This is a genomic window from Bacillus sp. JKS001846, assembly GCF_900176455.1.
GTDB classification, from domain to species: domain Bacteria; phylum Bacillota; class Bacilli; order Bacillales; family Bacillaceae_G; genus Bacillus_A; species Bacillus_A cereus.
The window spans coordinates 403,405-421,324 of sequence record NZ_FWYG01000001.1 but is presented as its reverse complement, the minus strand read 5'-3'; the positions used below and the strand labels follow the sequence as shown (position 1 = coordinate 421,324).

Here is a 17,920-nt window from a genome sequence, read left to right as displayed (position 1 = left end):
CGCCTTTCAATGCAAATTTATAATAGGGACATCATTAATGTCCCCTAACAAAAATAAAACAAAACATCCAAAATGTATAGTTAAAAGTACAAAAATACCGAAAATATATTTTAGTCAGAGGGTTCTAACATATGTGCGGAAAGGGTTTGCACCGTAAAAGGAAAGAAAACCCTTTCTTAAGAAAGGGCTTTTGTCTCTATTTCTACTGGTTTACGAATTGGAATTAGGATCATAATACAACCAACTAACACAACAATTCCACCTACTAAAAACGGACTTTGTGGTGAAACAGTATGACCGATAATTCCTGATAAAATTGGAGCAATCGCACCACCTAACCAACGAACAAAGTTATAAACACCTGACGTAACAGATCTTTCATAAGGTGAAATATCCATTACATAACTTGTATATAATGCATTGTTTAAGCCAGATGCCAATCCTGATAAAACGATAAGAGTAATTTGTAACCACATAATTTTCACAAAGAATAGTGCAATTAAGAAAATCGCAAATACGAGTAAACTACCCTTTAATAATGTTTTTGGTTCATATTTCCCTTCTAGCTTATGTGCTAAAATTGCAGAACCGTAAGCTAACGCGAGCCCCCATCCGCAAAATACAAAGCCTAATTGAATAGCTGATAAATGCATAATAAGTGGTGAATATGCTAACACAACGAAAAATCCGTAGTAGTATAACATTCCTGAAATCGCACCTTGCATAAACGGTTTATACTTCACCAGGTTAAGTAATTCTCCTACCCCAGCAGCCTTACGCTTCACTTTTCGCTCCGGTTCTTTTACAAAAAAGAATACTAAAATAAATGCTAAGAAAATTAAAATACTTGTCGCGAAAAACGGATAACGCCAAGAATGACCACCTAATATCCCGCCTAATAATGGTCCGCCAGCCATGCCTAAACCGATAGCTGCTTCGTATAATCCTACTGCTTCATGAACTTCTTTACTTAATGCTATTAATAGCGTCATTGCTGTAGCAAAAAACATCGCATTTCCTAATCCCCATCCAGCGCGGAAAAGAGATAATTGAGCAATCGTTTGCGATATACCGCATATAAACGCAAATACAGTCACAATCGCAAGACCGATTGTCATCATCCGTTTATCACCAAATCTCGATGCAAATATACCAGCTGGTAACATCATGATTGCCATCGTTAAAATATAAGCGGTAAATAACATTTCAACTTGCCAATGCGTTGCACCGATTTTCTCAGCAATAATTGGCAAAATTGGGTCAACTACCCCTATACCCGAAAAGGCAAGGAAGGTAGCCACCACTGTAATCAATCTCCCTAGTTTTTGTTTGCTCTCCATTTTGATTACTCTCCTTTTGTGTTCTCTAAAAATGTTACTGCACGATGTAAACTATCTTCTAGTTCTGCCTTTACACGTTGCATTTGCTCCATTTTTTCGTCTAGCGTTTCCACTTGTTTTTCAAGCATATCTTTAATTTCTTGAATCACTTCACGATCACGAGGGTTTTCGCTATTTCTTCTTTGCTCCATTCTTTCTTTTAACGATAAAAAATGCTGCATCTCTTGAAGCGTAATTCCTAACACTTCTTTCGCTTCCACAATTTTTTTAATTCTGGCGATATCCCCGTCTGTATACAGGCGAATGTTCCCCTCACTACGTTCAGGGGGATGAATTAAACCAATTTCCTCATAATAACGAAGTGTACGTTTTGTCAAACCAACTTGCTTTGTTACTTCATCAATTTTATACATGTTTATTCCTCCCTTCACTTGATTATTACATTTTACGTTAACGTTAACTTTTGTGCAACTGTTAGACTTTTGTAAATGTTTGTCATATTCAATTGTATTTTCCCTAAAGCAGTTTCATAATGAAAGAAAAGAGATAATAAGGAGAATTTCACATGAGTAAACCACTTATTTTCGCTCACCGCGGAGTAAAAGGAACACATCCCGAAAATACGATGATTGCCTTCCAAGAAGCAGAACGCATTGGCGCTCACGGAATTGAACTCGATGTCCACTTATCAAAAGATGGTGAACTTGTCGTAATTCACGATGAAACCGTCGATCGTACAACAAATGGCGTTGGACTTGTTTCGGAAAAAACGGTAGAGGAACTACAATCATTGGACGCTGGTAGCTATAAAGACCCTTCTTTCCATGAAGCAAAAATCCCAACGTTGCGTGAGGTTTTCATTTGGCTTTCCACAACGAACTTACAACTAAATATTGAATTAAAGACAGATGTTATTCATTACCCAAATATTGAGGAAAAAGCTGTTGCACTTGTGCGTGAATATCATCTTTCTAATCAAATTGTATTTTCATCATTTAACCATGACTCTGTTTCATTATTAGCAGAAATTGCTCCTGAAATCCCAAGAGCAATTTTATATGATACACCACTTTCTGATCCAATTGCCGAAGCAAAACATAGAGAAGCAAATGGATTACATCCAAACTTCCAGTTATTAACGAAAGAATTTGTGCAGTTAGCACAAGAGCAAGGGTATGTTTTCCGTCCATATACAATTAATGAATACAAAGATTTACAAACTATGATTGATTATGGTGTAGATGTCATCATTACTGATTGGCCAGCACGTGCCTTTGAGCTCCTTTCTTAATGGAAGGGGCTTTTTTATTTTCGAAATTTCATTGTTTAAAATAAATGAAAACCCTCAATACTAATACAATAACGCTTGTATTAATGAGGGGCTGAAAAAAGATGGATCAAACTATGAATCCAAAACTTAAAAAATATAAACGTCTTTTCTTCACCGCAATGTTTTCTTGCGTCCTTTTCTTCGTTTTTTCTTTTTTTATTATTATTATAGTTGCAAAAATTATGGGACCTCCTCCTGTTGCGGTCCCGCAAACAAGCGTCTTTTACGCAAATGATGACACTGTTATAGGACAAAGTAATGAAATGCAAAAACGTTACAATGTATCTCTTAATGAAATTTCACCTTATGTAAAAGAGGCGACACTATCTATTGAAGATCAACGATTCTACAAACATCATGGCTTTGATATGAAACGTATTGCTGGTGCCATTGTTGCCGATTTAAAAGCGATGGCAAAAGTCCAAGGTGCTAGTACGATTACACAACAGTATGCTCGTAACCTTTACTTAGATCATGATAAAACGTGGAAACGTAAACTATTAGAAGCAATGTACACAATTCGCCTTGAGGTGAATTATAATAAAAATCATATTTTAGAAGGATATTTAAATACAATTTATTACGGACATGGCGCTTATGGCATCGAAGCTGCATCCCGTCTATATTTCGATAAAACGGCAAAAGAGTTAACATTAGCAGAAGCTAGTATGCTCGCAGGTATCCCGAAAGGGCCAAGTGTCTATTCTCCCTTTTTGAAAGAGGATCGTGCGAAAGGACGACAAGCTCTCATATTAGATGAAATGGTAGAACAAGGATATATTACGAAGCAACAAGCAGCCTTAGCGAAGAAAGAGCCACTAACTTTTGCCTCATTAGATACGAAAAAAGTAGCAGAGGTCGCACCATATTTCCAAGATGCTGTACAAGCTTCGCTCCTTCGTGATGTTGGATTAGACGAACAAGCTTTACAACGGGGTGGCTTGCGAATTTATACAACGCTAGACCCTAAACTACAAGCTGTAGCAGAACAAGCTGTAAAAGATCACATACCTGACACAACAAACATACAAACTGCTCTCGTCTCTATGAATCCAAAGACAGGTGAAGTGGCTGCTCTTGTTGGTGGAACTGATTATACTACGAGTCAATTTAACAGGGCTACACAAGCCATTCGTCAGCCTGGTTCTACATTTAAGCCATTTCTATATTATGCGGCATTAGAACGAGGATTCACGCCTGCTACGCGCTTAAAAAGCGAATATACTGTATTCACCTTAGGTGACGGCGTTTCAAAGTATAAACCGAAGAACTATAAAGATTATTATGCAGATGATTTCGTAACGATGGCACAAGCTCTCGCAGTCTCTGATAACATATATGCTGTGAAAACGAATTTGTTTTTAGGCGATGACGCGCTTGCAAAAACAGCGAAACAATTTGGAATTAAAAGTGCATTAAAAGATGTGCCTTCTCTAGCTCTTGGTACATCACCAGTAAAACCAATTGAAATGGTTAACGCTTATAGCATGTTCGCAAATGGTGGAAAAGAAGTAAAACCTACTTTCATTCGCCGCATTATGGATCATGAAGGAAATATATTATACGATGCTCATTTAGAGAGTAAACAAGTTCTCGACAAGAGCAAAGCGTTTGTAATGGAAGAAATGATGACTGGTATGTTTAATAAGAAACTAAGCAGCTATGCTGCTGTAACTGGTCAATCGATGTTATCCAAACTATCAAGAACATATGCCGGCAAATCTGGTTCTACTGAAACGGATAGTTGGATGATCGGATTTACTCCGCAAATCGTAACTGGTGTGTGGGTCGGATATGATCAACCTAAATCTATTTCAAACGTAGCAGAACAAGGATATGCGAAGAAAATATGGACTGATACGATGGAGAAAGGGTTAGAGGGACAACCAAAAAAAGAATTTAAACAACCAAGTGACGTCGTAGCGGTTAATATCAATCCAGAGAACGGTAAAATTGCTACAAAAAATTGTCCTATTTCTGTGAAAATGTATTTCGCTAAAGGTACCGAACCGACTGAATATTGTATGGATCACGTCGATGATAAAGAAGAATTTGAAAAAACGACTGAAGAAAAGAAAAAAACAAGTTGGTGGAAAAAATATCTTCCTTGGTAAAAAAAATAGCTGACGGGCATCCGTCAGCTATTTTTTATTCACTTAATAATGCACGGCGCAATTCTTCACTAGATTCGTTCCAAATCGCTTCATTATGTTCTTTCAAGAACGTACCAAGTACCTTTTTAGATGATTCATCCATATGGTCAACCATAATGTGACGCTTCAATGATTTATCCATTTTATTTACGTGCTCTGGAAGTGATTTATATCCGCGGCGAATTTCACGGTCTACTGTCATTTCACAAGCTGTTACACCTGCATAATACGCACCTGTCGCAGTTCTTTCAATCGTTACCCAAACAAGCCAAAATGGTTTTCCGTTTGGAACTTCATCTTTATTTGTTAAAAACTTAATACCTTTTTCTACTGTACTACGCGCGTGCATCGCACCAATATCAACGAATGCAGTTCTCTCTAGTACATCAACAAATACAGGTGAAATGTTTTCTAAGCTTAATGCCCCAACACCAAATCCACCATGTCCATCTGTTGAATCATTTTTCACGATATTAAAACCGATTTTTTTCTTTTTCTCTGTCATATGTAAGTTCCTCCTCGTTTAAAGGCCGAAAATAGGCGCAATGATATTCTGTAAAAATATTAATACATACGGAATAACAACATTAAAAATAGGCTGAATTGTGTAATTACTAAGCGGTGTAATAACAAGAATTAATAACGCAATTGCCCCGTATTTTTCATACTGTGTCATTTTCGCGCGAATATTTGCTGGTGCTAAATCTTCCACTACGCGATACCCATCAAGTGGCGGTATCGGTAATAAATTAAAGACAAGTAAAACGATATTCAGCATAATAAAAATCTGGAAAAATTGAGCTAACGTATCTGCTACTGCAGATGGAATTGAGTATAATACACCAAATTTTAATAAGCTATACCAAATAATTAAACCAATTGCGCTTAAAATTAAGTTACTAATCGGCCCTGCAATTGAAACTAATATACCTGCAAGACGCGGTCTTTTAAAGTTATATGGGTTAACAGGAACCGGTCTTGCCCAACCGAATCCAAGAATTAATACTGCAATCAAACCTATAGGATCTAAGTGTGCCATCGGTGATAACGTTAAACGGCCTTGTCTCTTTGCTGTATCGTCTCCAAATTTATATGCTACATATGCATGTGCAAATTCATGAACTGATAATGCGATAATAATGGCCATTGCTACCAAAGGAATTTGGTGCAACGGGTATCTAAATAACTGATCCATGCTTCATCTCCTCTTCCATATGTCAAAAAAAGAAATTATTTGTTTTTTCGATTGTTCTTCCCCATAATCCGCTATAATAAGAGTGTAACTTACATAAAAGGAGCGATTGTACATGCCATACGTAACAGTGAAAATGCTAGAAGGACGCACAGAAGAACAAAAGAAAGCTCTTGCTGAGAAAGTAACAGCAGCAGTAAGCGAAACAACTGGTGCTCCTGAAGAAAACATCGTTGTTTTCATCGAAGAAATGTCTAAAAACCATTATGCAGTTGGCGGAAAACGCTTAAGCGACAAATAATTTCAAGTTTTTTCATAAGAAGCAGTCATTAGCTGCTTCTTATTTCTTTCCTTCTAACAACTCAATAATTCTCTCTTTATATTTTCCTTTTCTTCCATCTTCATAGATTAAATCATGCGGATAGAATAGCTTTTGATCTGTTCTTTTCTTACCTGTAATCGCCTCAACAATATCCGACTCACGTGAAAGCTCTCTAAGCTCTCCGTTTGGCATAAGAAGTAGGATTGGTAGACGCTCTTCTTCTTCTCCTGCACGATAAAAGTCATACGGTAAGTCTGATGTTGAATCAACTACTAAATAATACTCTGGATCAAGTCCAATCTTTTTAAATAAACTACTTAACTCCATCCAATTATCTAAACCGTGTTTATCTGTAAACTCTACATATTTAAATAGATTTCGATTCATAAAACGGCGGCATAAATCGCTTAAAATTGGATCTTCTTCTTCCTGCCATACTTGGAAGTAGTAATACATAACGTTCTCGTCTAACTTTAAATAATCCTCTACTGTTACTTCTTCTTCAAATAAAGAATAGAAATGAACAGGATGATTTTTAAATGTATAATACTTCTCGTGCAGTGATTTCGCACGGTGTAAAATCTTCGTTAAAATAACTTCTGCACTTCGCGTTACCGGGTGGAAATATACTTGCCAATACATTTGATAACGACTCATAATGTAATGCTCAACAGCATGCATACCACTATTTTTAATGACTACTTGATTCCCATACGGACGCATTACACGCAGTATACGTTCCATATCGAAGTTTCCGTACTTTACGCCTGTAAAATAAGCATCTCTTAATAAATAATCCATACGATCCGCATCAATTTGGCTCGAAATCATACTAATCGCTAATTTATTAGTAGATGTTTTTGCAATTACATCTGCTACCTTTTGTGGAAACTCCTTATCAACACGACTTAATACATCATTAATCTCCGTATCGCCTACGATAATCTTTTGCGTAAATTTCTCATGATCTAATGAAAATACTTTTTCAAACGAGTGAGAAAATGGGCCGTGACCGACATCATGAAGTAATGCCGCACATAAACATAACAATCTATCTTCAGCATTCCAATTTGGTCTGCCATCAAACACATCATCAATCATACGACGAATAATTTCGTATACACCTAACGAATGAGTAAAGCGACTATGCTCTGCACCGTGAAATGTAAAAAATGTCGTTCCAAGCTGCTTAATACGGCGCAAGCGTTGAAATTCTTTCGTTCCGATTAAATCCCAAATAACACGATCACGCACGTGCACATATTTATGTACTGGGTCTTTAAACACTTTTGTTTCGCTGAGTTTGTCGTTTAAATATACCACTTTCCGACATCCCCCTTTCTTTACTACATTCTTACTTTATATTATAAACGAAATGAGAAACAGAAAGAAATGAAAGACTGTATTAATTCCCTTTATAAAAAGAAAAAATCACCTTTACCGAAGTAAAAGTGATTTCCTTTATACATTATTTACCTAAAACGAATTCAGCAACTTCGTCTAAGATCATATCTTTCCCTAGTGGGAAGTAACCTTTGTTTAAGTCTTCATTTTTAATTGTAAATACGTGGTTATTTTTAACAGCGTTCATGTTTTTCCAAATTGATTCTTCTTGGAATTCTTTTAAGCGCTGAGAACCGTCACCAGTTGTAAATACGAATAAGTAATCTGGGTTGTAATCGATTAAAGCTTCTTTTTGTACTTGTACTAACGGTTTATCAGTTGGTGTACCTTTAACTGCTGGTAGTTTTAAATCATTAAAGATTACGCTACCGTAACCGTAATCACCATATACGCGGAAAGCATTTGGATATGCAGCCATTTTCATAAATGTTGCTTCACCAGTTTTAGCGACGATTTTGTCATGTAATTTGCTTGCTTTTTCATCATACTTTTTGAACCATTCTTTTGTTTCTTTTTCTTTACCGAAGATTTGACCTACTTCTTCGAATTTTGGACGCCATTGATCTAATGGAGTGTTTAACATAACTGTTGGTGCAATTTTAGATAATTGATCATAAATCTTTTCTTGACGATTATTTACAAGAATTAAATCTGGTTTTGCAGCAGCTACTGCTTCAATGTTAATTTTATCGCCCCAAGCAGAACCAACTGGTTTAACGTCTTTTAGTTTCTTTTCAATATGTGCATCAATTTTTTCTTGAGATGTATTAGCAGTAATAACCGGTTTCATACCGAAAATTAATAATTCTTCTGTTGAACCACTAAGGTCAGCAATTTTCTTTGGGTTTGCAGGAATTTTAATTTCCCCTTTTGCATGTTTTACAGTGCGCTCTTCAGTCTTTGCATCTGCTTTCTTTTCTTCTTCTTTGTTAGAACAAGCTGCAAATAGTACAGAAGTCACAACTAGTACCATTGCTAATAGTGCCATTTTAAAATTCTTCATGTTCCCACTCCTTCTAGCTGTATTTATCTTATAAGTTACAATGAACTATAAGAAACAAAGATAACAATTAATTAATATATATTTATTAACTGTTGTTAATAACCCATTCTAACGGGCGTTCAACTTCCCATTCATATATAAGAAGCTCAACGTCCATTAGAAGCCCCCCTCTTTACGAGGGGGTTCTACTTATGCTTTTTTACGCAATTGATTACTAATCATCGCTAAATCATATGTTAAACAAATTGGCTTACAGTTTACTGGACATGGAACGATTTGAGCTTCAATCTCAAATACGTTACGAAGTGTTTCACTTGTCATAACTTCATCTGGCGTTCCTTGTTTCATTAACTTACCTGCTTTTAATGCAATCATATGATCAGAGAAACGAGAAGCGTGGTTTAAGTCATGGATAACCATAACAATCGTTCTACCTTCTTCTTCATTTAACTTTTTCAATAAGTTTAATACTTCTAATTGATGAGCCATATCTAAGTACGTTGTTGGTTCATCCAATACAAGTAATTCTGTTCCTTGTGCAAGAGCCATTGCGATCCAAACACGTTGACGTTGGCCACCTGATAGCGCTTCTGCTGGACGATTCGCAAATTCTTTCATTCCTGTCACTTCAAGTGCCCAGTTAATGTAGCGATAATCCTCTTCTTTCAACGTGCCAAACCCTTTTTGATGAGGGAATCTTCCATATGACACAAGCTCAAATACAGTAAGGCCCGTTGGCACTTCTGCAGTTTGTGGTAAAATCGCCATTTTCTTTGCAATTTCTTTCGTTGGCTGTTTCTCAATTGCTTTTCCGTCGAGATAAACAGTACCTTGCTTTGCCTTCAAAATACGAGACGCCGTTTTTAATAATGTGGACTTCCCACAACCATTTGGTCCAATAATTGTTGTAATTTTCCCTTCCGGAATTTCAACTGTTAACCCGTCAATAATTAAACCTTCATTATAGCCAACAGATACCGCATCCACCGCTAAAGTTGCCATACGAAAAGCCTCCCTTTATTTTGTCCTCATAAGTAAATAAATGAAATATGGTGCACCAATTACAGAAATAACAAGACCGACTGGTATTTCTGAAGTTGTTAATACACTTCTTGAAATTACGTCTGCGAATAAAAGTAAAAACGTTCCTATTAGCGCAGCGGTGGGCAACATAATTTGATGTTTACCACCAACAAGGCGCCTTGCTAAATGCGGGGCCATTAAACCGATAAAGCCAATTCCGCCCGCAACAGCAACAGATGCACCTGCTAAACAAACTGCAATAAATAATAATTTACGTCTTTCTTTTTCTACGTTTACACCAAGGCCAACTGCTGTAGAATCGCCTAGGTTCATTACATTTAATATGTGTGCTTTACTTATAGCAAGCGGTAAGAAAATAACCATCCATGGAAGTACACTTAATACGAATTTCCAATCTGTACCCCATAGACTTCCCGCCAGCCAAATCGTAGCAAAACGAAAATCGTTAGATGTCATCTTCATAGAGAAAATTAAACTAACAGCTCCAAATCCAGCTGCAACGGCAATACCGACAAGTATTAATCGAGTCGATGAAACGCCATCTTTCCATGCTAGTAAATAAATAATTACCGCTGCTAATATCGCTCCAACTAGTGCGAAGAATGGAAGAATGAATACAGATAAAAATGTACCAGTCCCTACTTTCCCGAAGAAGAAGTAGACGAATATAACAACTGTTAATCCCGCTCCAGCATTAATACCTATAATACCTGGATCAGCAAGCGGATTTCGTGATAAACCTTGCAAAATCGCACCTGACATAGCTAAAGCAGATCCGACTAGTATAGCAATTACCATACGCGGCATGCGGAATTCAAATAAAATAACAGACTGATCTTCAGCCCCTAGTCCAACCAATGACTTTAATACGTCCATTGGCGGGATTTTAAAAGTTCCTGTATTTAAACTAATAAGAAATATAGAAACGATTAGTCCTACTAAAATCGTTAATATAGAAATGTTCTTTTTTGTTAAGACACTCGTCCTCACATCTTTCCTCTCCCTTCATTACGTGCTAAGTAGAGGAAGAATGGAACCCCAATTAGCGCTGTAATTGCTCCAATTGGCGTTTCAAATGGCGGGTTAATAACGCGAGATAACATATCTGCACATTCAATTAACAGCCCGCCTAAGACCGCAGAACATGGAATAACCCATCTATAGTCCGAGCCTACAAGAAAACGAGTCATATGCGGAATTACAAGACCAACAAATCCAACTGATCCTGCCATGGAAACTGCGGAACCCGTTAAAACAAGAACAAGTACTGTTCCGATAAATTTAATTAATGTCGTATTTTGACCAAGTCCAATTGCAATTTCTTCACCGAAGCTCAAAATTGTAATATATCTCGACATCATAATTGCGATAAAAAGACAAACAAGGCCAATTGGCACTAACATATTAATACTTTGCCATTTCACTCCAGCAACCCCGCCTGCATTCCACATGCTTACCTCTTGGGCAAGATTGAAATACAATGCGATTCCAGATGAAATTGCCCCTAATAAAGCACTAATAGCTGCACCTGCTAAAGCTAATTTCACAGGTGTTAATCCACCTGGTGAAGAAGACCCAATTCCATATACAATGCTTGCACCAAACGCAGCTCCAATAAAAGATGCGATAACAAACATTAAATAAGGTGAATTAGGAAAAAATGCATACATAATTGCAATTCCAAATACAGCCCCATCTGTAATCCCCATTAACGATGGCGAAGCAAGTGGATTTCGCGTCATACCTTGCATAATTGCTCCCGATACCGCTAAAAAGGCACCTGCAACTACGCCCCCTATTGCTCTAGGCATGCGAAGCTCTTGAATTACATTATGATGTGTAATAGATCCATCAAACTGAAATACAGCTTGCCATACAGTCTTTAAACTAATATCTGCAGCCCCAAAAGAAATAGAAACTGCCATGCTTAAAGCTAACAAAACTGTACCCGCTACTAAAATAATAGAAGCGATAAGCGGTCTGCTCTTAATCTCTTTAACATTCTCTTCTTGCTGTTCTATACTGCTTGCGCTCGCTTCCATCCCTCAACCATCCTAACTAACAACATATATTTATTGAAATGAAATTTATTCTCAAATAGTAATAAAAAAATTAGGTGAATTGTTATTTTCCTGATAATGATTCTCAGAATCAGACACTTCTATTCTACCTATCGCTTTAAAAGACTGTCAACCATTATTTTGAAATATAAATTTATACAAATTGGAATTTTAATACAAAAGTTGTGTCTATCCTTTAGAAAACGTTCGTCCATACAAGAGTACTTTCGCAGAATAAATTATTCCTCTTATGGGCATAAAAAAGAAGAGTAATCTTTTCACTCTTCTTTTTCTTACTTATTTAACTTTGCTTCAATTTTTGCGATTAACTCATCTTCTGTTGGAGCCGCAACTGGACGGTTATTTACAAATGCGAATGATTTTTTACGACCAGGACCACAGTAAGACTGACATCCAACTTCAATCGTTGCACATGAATCTACTTTTTTTAACTTCGGAACTAACGTTTTAACGTTCGTTGCCTGACAGTCATCGCACACGCGAAACTCGTTTCCCATTATATAACACTTCCTCTATTTTAAACTTTTCTCAAGTACGTTTAAAAATAAACACTAAATGGTATTTTACCGCTCTTTGAAGCTCGTTGCAAGTTTCCCTACAAAGCCTATTCTCTACATAATGCTACATATTTTATATGCTCTCCTACAGAAGCGCTCACCATTCATGGGAAAATTTTTACCTTTCATCGAAATCTACCATATTTTTAAAAGCTTTGTATAAAAGTTTATTTTTTTGCCCATTATAAAAATAGGAAGTTCATAAAAAGAAAGGGAGTTGAATCTATGAAAGTAAGACAAGATGCTTGGACAGATGAGGATGATTTATTACTTGCTGAAACGGTACTTCGTCATGTTAGAGAAGGAAGTACGCAATTAAATGCATTTGAGGAAGTAGGGGATCAGTTAAATCGTACATCTGCTGCTTGTGGTTTCCGCTGGAATGCTGTTGTTCGCTATAGCTATGAACAAGCTCTTCAACTAGCAAAAAAACATCGTAAAGATAAAATGCGTGCTGCAAGCGGTGAACAAGCGAAAAAACGTTTACTTTATACACCACCAGCTTCAGATTCGATAACTGATTATGAAGAATTAGTACAAGAAGAATCAATCGTACAATATAAAGAAGCTATTCCATATCAAGAATCTACTGCTCCTGCTGCAAGAAGCTCTATGACAATGCAAGATGTTATTTATTTTTTACAAACAGTCGGATCTTCAAATATAAAAGTGACAGCTCTTGAAAACGAGAATACGAGATTGAAACAAGAAATTAAAGCACAAATCCTTCGGAATGAGGAACTAGAAAAGAAACTAGAAAAATTAGAAAAGCAATCTCATACTGTACAAGAAGATTACGAAACACTTATGAACATTATGAACCGAGCTCGTAAATTGGCAGTCATGGATGACGAAGAACGTTCTCAAACATCTTTCCGAATGGACCGAAACGGTAATTTAGAAAAAATTGCAGAATAAAAAGGATGCATGTAATGCATCCTTTTTATTATTTCACCTATAAGCTCCCCCTTTATATGTGAGAAAACTCCATTCTTCATTTTTTGCTATAATAGAGATTGTCATTTTAAAGATAAGGGGTTAGTTATATGAGCAATTCCCGTTCCATTTTATCTCAGCCAGAGTGGCGCATTGTAGATCAATCTAGTTTAGGACCAACATTCCATGCACTTCAGTCATTCGCAATGGATGACACATTATGCACAAGCATTGGAAATGGCAAGTCAGCGGCAACAATGCGTTCATGGGTTCATCACAATACAATTGTCCTTGGCATTCAAGATTCACGCCTTCCGCATTTAGAAGAAGGTATTTCTTTTTTAAAACAAAACAACTTCAATGTTATTGTCCGTAATTCTGGCGGGCTTGCGGTCGTGCTTGATGAAGGTGTTTTAAACGTATCACTTTTATTCCAAGAAACAGAAAAAGGTATCGATATTGACCTTGGATACGATACAATGTGGCATTTGATTAAGGAGATGTTAAAGGATTACGACGTTACTATCGAGGCAAAAGAAATTGTCGGCTCTTACTGTCCTGGTAGTTATGACTTAAGTATTCGCGATCAAAAATTCGCTGGTATTTCACAACGTCGTATTCGCGGAGGTGTCGCTGTCCAAATCTATCTCTGCGCTACCGGAAGTGGCTCTGAGCGTGCCGCACTCGTTCGTGATTTCTACAACCTAGCAATTCAAGGGGAAGAAACACGCTTTACGTACCCTGAAATTGTACCAAGTACGATGGCCTCACTCTCAGAATTACTTGGTGAAACCATTACAGTACAAGATTTAATGATGCGTCTTTTAAAAACATTGCAGCAATTCGCTCCAAAGTTAACACCATCTCAATTAACAATAGATGAGATTCCTTTATATGAGACGAATTTACAACGTATTATTGATCGTAATAATAAAGCACTTGGTTTAGAAAAATAAAGACCGTCGCTATAATAGCGACGGTCTTTATTTCAATTCATTATAGAATTAAAGTGCTTGAGCTGCTGTAATTAAAGCTAACTTGTACACTTCTTCCTCGTTACATCCACGAGATAGGTCATTTACAGGCATGTTTAAGCCTTGTAAGATTGGTCCTACTGCTTCGAAGTTACCTAAACGTTGAGCGATTTTGTAGCCGATATTACCAGCTTCTAAGCTTGGGAATACGAATACGTTAGCATCACCTTTAATTGTAGAACCTGGAGCTTTTTTCTCAGCTACAGATGGTACGAATGCAGCATCGAATTGGAATTCTCCATCTAAAGTTAACTCAGGAGCCATTTCTTTTGCAATGCGAGTTGCTTCTACAACTTTTTCTGTTTCTGGAGATTTCGCAGAACCTTTTGTAGAGAAGCTTAACATAGCAACGCGTGGATCAATGCCGAATAACTCAGCAGTTTTCGCACTTTCGATACCGATTTCAGCTAAATCTTGGCTGTTTGGTGCAATGTTAATTGCGCAATCAGCGAATACATATTTCTCTTCTTCACGTACCATGATGAATACGCCAGAAGTTTTTGTAACGCCTGGTTTTGTTTTAATAATTTGAAGTGCTGGACGAACTGTATCAGCTGTAGAGTGAGCTGCACCACTTACTAGACCGTGTGCTTTGCCCATGTATACAAGCATTGTACCGAAGTAGTTTTCGTCTTTAAGGATTTTGCGAGCGTCTTCTTCAGTTGCTTTACCTTTACGGCGTTCAACGAAAGATGCTACCATTGCATCCATTTCTTCGTATGTAGCTGGGTCGTAAATATCAACGCCTGCTAATGTTAAATTCATGCTAGCAGCTTTTGCGCTAATTTCTTCTCTATTACCAACTAAGATTGGTTTTACTAACTCTTCTTTTGCTAAACGCTCTGCAGCGCCTAAAATTCTTTCATCAGTTCCTTCAGGAAGTACGATAGAAATGCCTTTTCCTTGAACTTTTTCTTTTACTGTTGTAAATAAGTTGCTCACGAATAAACCCTCCTACATATGTTAAAAAAACTCTATCTTTAAGAATACTGCTTTTCTTCTATATTTTAAACTTATAGCTCCCAAAAAATAGATAAAATAAAAATGATTATATTTTCATAAAATTCAGCCGTTAAATTCACCTTGCTTAAACACTTAAATGTGACAATTTTATGCGCCAAGGTTTTATATAGATGATTTTAAAACTATATATGCTATAGTTAACGTGTAAAACTATCATTAACTGAGGTGAATAGAATGAGTGAAGCAACAACAACGTTAGATGGCTGGTATTGTTTACATGATTTACGTTCTATTGATTGGGCTGCATGGAAAACATTATCTAGCGACGAACGCGGACAAGCAGTGTCTGAATTTTTAAATGTCGTTGAAAAATGGAACGAAGTAGCTACTGCGAAAAAAGGTAGTCACGCAATGTATACAGTTGTTGGCCAAAAAGCTGATATTATGCTTATGATTTTACGTCCAACAATGGAAGAGTTAAATGAAATTGAGACAGAATTGAATAAAACAACTTTAGCTGAATATATGGTTCCTGCATATTCTTACGTATCTGTTGTTGAATTAAGCAACTATCTTCCAGCTGATGAGGATCCATACCAAAACCCGCAAATTTTAGCTCGCTTATATCCTGAATTGCCGAAAGCAAATCATATTTGCTTCTATCCAATGGATAAGCGTCGCCAAGGTGATGACAACTGGTACATGCTTCCTATGGAAGAGCGTAAAAAAATGATGTACAGTCATAGTAAAATTGGCCGTCAATACGCAGGTAAAGTACGCCAAGTGATTTCAGGATCTGTTGGATTCGACGATTTCGAATGGGGCGTAACATTATTCGCTGACGATGTTCTTCAATTTAAAAAACTTATATATGAAATGCGCTTCGATGAAGTAAGTGCTCGTTATGGTGAATTTGGAACATTCTTCGTTGGAAACATTTTACCAGACGAAAAAGTAGAGAAATTTTTACACATATAAATGGTGAAAAGGAACGAAATTCGTTCCTTTTTTTATTCTTCTCTATATTTATCCTCAAAAATCTCCTTTTTTCTGCACTTTTGAAGAAAAACCGACATTTTTTCAAATTTATTGTAAAATTGTAACCTTTTTATATATAAAGATATGCTAAAATGATACGAGCTATATGCTAAATAACGATGCGAAGGTGATAATCTATATGAAAAAAATTTTGTCTATTTTACTATTGCTTGTATTGTCAATTTCTTCCTTAGGAGTAACAACATCCCATGCGGAAGAAAAAATACATATTGAGGCAGCCGCTGCACTTTTATTTGATGCAGATACTGGAAAAATACTTCACGAGCAAAATCCAGATGAATTGCTGGCTATTGCTAGTATGTCGAAATTAATTGTTGTTTACGCTGTTTTAGAAGCAATTAAAGAAGGAAAAATCACATGGGATACGAAAGTAAATATTTCTGATTACGCTTATGAAGTCTCTCGTAATAATGAATTCTCTAATGTACCGTTCGAAAAAGGACGTCAATATACTGTAAAAGAATTATATCATTCTATTGTTATATTCTCAGCAAATGGATCTAGTATCGCTTTAGCAGAACTTCTTGCAGGAAGTGAGAAAAACTTCTTAAATCTTGCAAATGAACATGCTAAAAAGCTAGGATTAAAGAAATATAAATTTGTAAACGCTACTGGCTTAAATAACGCTGACTTAAAAGGAAAACATCCTGAGGGTACTGATCCAAATGCAGAAAACTCTATGTCAGCTCGTGATATGGGTATGCTTTCAAAAGCAATGATTACAAAGTATCCAGAAATACTAGAGGATACAAAACAAAGATTTAGAAACTTCCCAGACAATCACCCAAAACCAATTCGTATGGAAAACTGGAATTGGATGTTACCAGGAGCTTCTTTCGCTTATGAAGGTACCGATGGTTTAAAAACCGGAAGCTCTGATACAGCTGGATACGGATTTACTATTACTGCTAAACGTGGTGATGTACGTCTTATCTCGGTTATTATTAAAACAAAATCAATGGATGAACGTTTCACAGAATCTCGTGAATTAATCGAATATGGATTTAATAACTTTGAAAAACAAAAACTAAAAGTTAATAAGAACAATACAATCTCTGTAGTAAAAGGGAAAGAAGACCAAGTAACTGTTGCACCCGAAAAAGAAATAACAGTAATTGCGAAAAAAGGTAGCAAAGAACCTTATAAAATTGGGACTGAATTAGATAAATCTCTTGCTGAAGATGGACATTTAGTTGCTCCTATTAAGAAAGATGCCAAAGTAGGCTCAATTACTTTAGAATCAACTGATAAATATGGTTTCTTAGACGGTAGTAAAAGTATGAAAGTTACTGCAAAAACGACAGAGGAAGTTGAAAAAGCAAATTGGTTTGTGTTAACAATGCGCTCTATTGGTGATTTCTTCTCAAACTTATGGTCTAAAGTTTTTTAATAAAAAAGCTGGCTCACGCTAGCTTTTTTTATTTTCCACTCTCAATGTAAAACTTCGTTTGGTTGTCATATCTGAGCCCTTTTCCTCATACGTATGAACTAGTAATTGTTAC

18 protein-coding genes are annotated in these 17,920 nt (G+C 36.5%); 7 read left to right on the top strand and 11 right to left on the bottom strand.

What is annotated here, in order from left to right; translation table 11 throughout:
• Window positions 1–176: 176 nt before the first annotated feature.
• Both B9A45_RS02330 and B9A45_RS02325 read right to left on the bottom strand, forming a co-directional pair.
• Window positions 177–1,340 (bottom strand): MFS transporter, encoded by a 1,164-nt coding sequence (locus B9A45_RS02330; RefSeq protein ID WP_000444233.1) that lies wholly within the window; start codon window positions 1,338–1,340, stop codon window positions 177–179.
• A 5-nt stretch (window positions 1,341–1,345) separates the two neighbouring features.
• Complete coding sequence (locus B9A45_RS02325) at window positions 1,346–1,753, bottom strand: MerR family transcriptional regulator (protein WP_000276578.1); 408 nt, start codon at window positions 1,751–1,753, stop codon at window positions 1,346–1,348.
• A 152-nt stretch (window positions 1,754–1,905) separates the two neighbouring features.
• Between B9A45_RS02325 and B9A45_RS02320 the strand changes: the two genes are divergently transcribed.
• Window positions 1,906–2,631 carry a glycerophosphodiester phosphodiesterase gene (locus B9A45_RS02320; protein WP_000042788.1) on the top strand — a complete coding sequence of 242 codons (726 nt, stop codon included), beginning with the start codon at window positions 1,906–1,908 and terminating at the stop codon, window positions 2,629–2,631.
• Window positions 2,632–2,732: 101 nt separating this feature from the next.
• A complete protein-coding gene (locus tag B9A45_RS02315; RefSeq protein WP_016111035.1) occupies window positions 2,733–4,784 on the top strand; it encodes a transglycosylase domain-containing protein in 2,052 nt (683 codons plus the stop codon).
• Window positions 4,785–4,818: 34 nt separating this feature from the next.
• On the opposite strand, the gene B9A45_RS02310 is transcribed toward B9A45_RS02315, so the two are convergent.
• Window positions 4,819–5,328 carry a YwhD family protein gene (locus tag B9A45_RS02310; protein ID WP_016111036.1) on the bottom strand — a complete coding sequence of 170 codons (510 nt, stop codon included), beginning with the start codon at window positions 5,326–5,328 and terminating at the stop codon, window positions 4,819–4,821.
• 18 nt (window positions 5,329–5,346) lie between these two features.
• Window positions 5,347–6,018, bottom strand: coding sequence for a site-2 protease family protein (locus tag B9A45_RS02305; RefSeq protein WP_016111037.1), 672 nt, complete (start codon window positions 6,016–6,018; stop codon window positions 5,347–5,349).
• A 112-nt stretch (window positions 6,019–6,130) separates the two neighbouring features.
• Between B9A45_RS02305 and B9A45_RS02300 the strand changes: the two genes are divergently transcribed.
• On the top strand, window positions 6,131–6,316 hold the full coding sequence (locus B9A45_RS02300; RefSeq protein ID WP_001147171.1) for a 2-hydroxymuconate tautomerase: 186 nt from the start codon (window positions 6,131–6,133) through the stop codon (window positions 6,314–6,316).
• A 39-nt stretch (window positions 6,317–6,355) separates the two neighbouring features.
• Here B9A45_RS02300 and B9A45_RS02295 read toward each other — a convergent pair whose 3' ends face one another.
• From B9A45_RS02295 to B9A45_RS02270, 6 genes are all read right to left on the bottom strand, one after another.
• Entirely contained in the window at window positions 6,356–7,660 is a 1,305-nt protein-coding gene (locus tag B9A45_RS02295; protein WP_000262730.1) for an HD domain-containing protein, read from the bottom strand.
• Between the two features lie 145 nt (window positions 7,661–7,805).
• Window positions 7,806–8,744, bottom strand: coding sequence for an ABC transporter substrate-binding protein (locus tag B9A45_RS02290; RefSeq protein WP_000787724.1), 939 nt, complete (start codon window positions 8,742–8,744; stop codon window positions 7,806–7,808).
• 189 nt (window positions 8,745–8,933) lie between these two features.
• Complete coding sequence (locus tag B9A45_RS02285; RefSeq protein ID WP_000212068.1) at window positions 8,934–9,746, bottom strand: ABC transporter ATP-binding protein; 813 nt, start codon at window positions 9,744–9,746, stop codon at window positions 8,934–8,936.
• A 15-nt stretch (window positions 9,747–9,761) separates the two neighbouring features.
• Entirely contained in the window at window positions 9,762–10,778 is a 1,017-nt protein-coding gene (locus tag B9A45_RS02280) for a FecCD family ABC transporter permease (protein ID WP_001260757.1), read from the bottom strand.
• Window positions 10,775–11,830 (bottom strand): FecCD family ABC transporter permease, encoded by a 1,056-nt coding sequence (locus B9A45_RS02275; RefSeq protein WP_000388296.1) that lies wholly within the window; start codon window positions 11,828–11,830, stop codon window positions 10,775–10,777. Before B9A45_RS02275 ends, B9A45_RS02280 begins: the two co-directional genes overlap by 4 nt.
• A gap of 311 nt (window positions 11,831–12,141) precedes the next feature.
• Window positions 12,142–12,366, bottom strand: coding sequence for a YuzB family protein (locus tag B9A45_RS02270; RefSeq protein ID WP_000526078.1), 225 nt, complete (start codon window positions 12,364–12,366; stop codon window positions 12,142–12,144).
• 285 nt (window positions 12,367–12,651) lie between these two features.
• Between B9A45_RS02270 and B9A45_RS02265 the strand changes: the two genes are divergently transcribed.
• Window positions 12,652–13,344 carry an RsfA family transcriptional regulator gene (locus B9A45_RS02265; protein WP_000868358.1) on the top strand — a complete coding sequence of 231 codons (693 nt, stop codon included), beginning with the start codon at window positions 12,652–12,654 and terminating at the stop codon, window positions 13,342–13,344.
• Between the two features lie 128 nt (window positions 13,345–13,472).
• The gene (locus B9A45_RS02260; protein WP_000071949.1) at window positions 13,473–14,318 is read left to right on the top strand and encodes a lipoate--protein ligase family protein; all 846 of its coding nucleotides are present in this window, start codon (window positions 13,473–13,475) and stop codon (window positions 14,316–14,318) included.
• Window positions 14,319–14,366: 48 nt separating this feature from the next.
• Here the strand turns inward: B9A45_RS02260 and pta are convergent, their stop codons facing one another.
• Window positions 14,367–15,338 carry a phosphate acetyltransferase gene (gene pta, locus B9A45_RS02255; RefSeq protein WP_000067225.1) on the bottom strand — a complete coding sequence of 324 codons (972 nt, stop codon included), beginning with the start codon at window positions 15,336–15,338 and terminating at the stop codon, window positions 14,367–14,369.
• 255 nt (window positions 15,339–15,593) lie between these two features.
• Between pta and hemQ the strand changes: the two genes are divergently transcribed.
• Both hemQ and B9A45_RS02245 read left to right on the top strand, forming a co-directional pair.
• On the top strand, window positions 15,594–16,337 hold the full coding sequence (gene hemQ, locus B9A45_RS02250; protein WP_001287595.1) for a hydrogen peroxide-dependent heme synthase: 744 nt from the start codon (window positions 15,594–15,596) through the stop codon (window positions 16,335–16,337).
• Between the two features lie 199 nt (window positions 16,338–16,536).
• The gene (locus tag B9A45_RS02245; RefSeq protein WP_016111040.1) at window positions 16,537–17,808 is read left to right on the top strand and encodes a serine hydrolase; all 1,272 of its coding nucleotides are present in this window, start codon (window positions 16,537–16,539) and stop codon (window positions 17,806–17,808) included.
• Window positions 17,809–17,920: the final 112 nt, after the last annotated feature.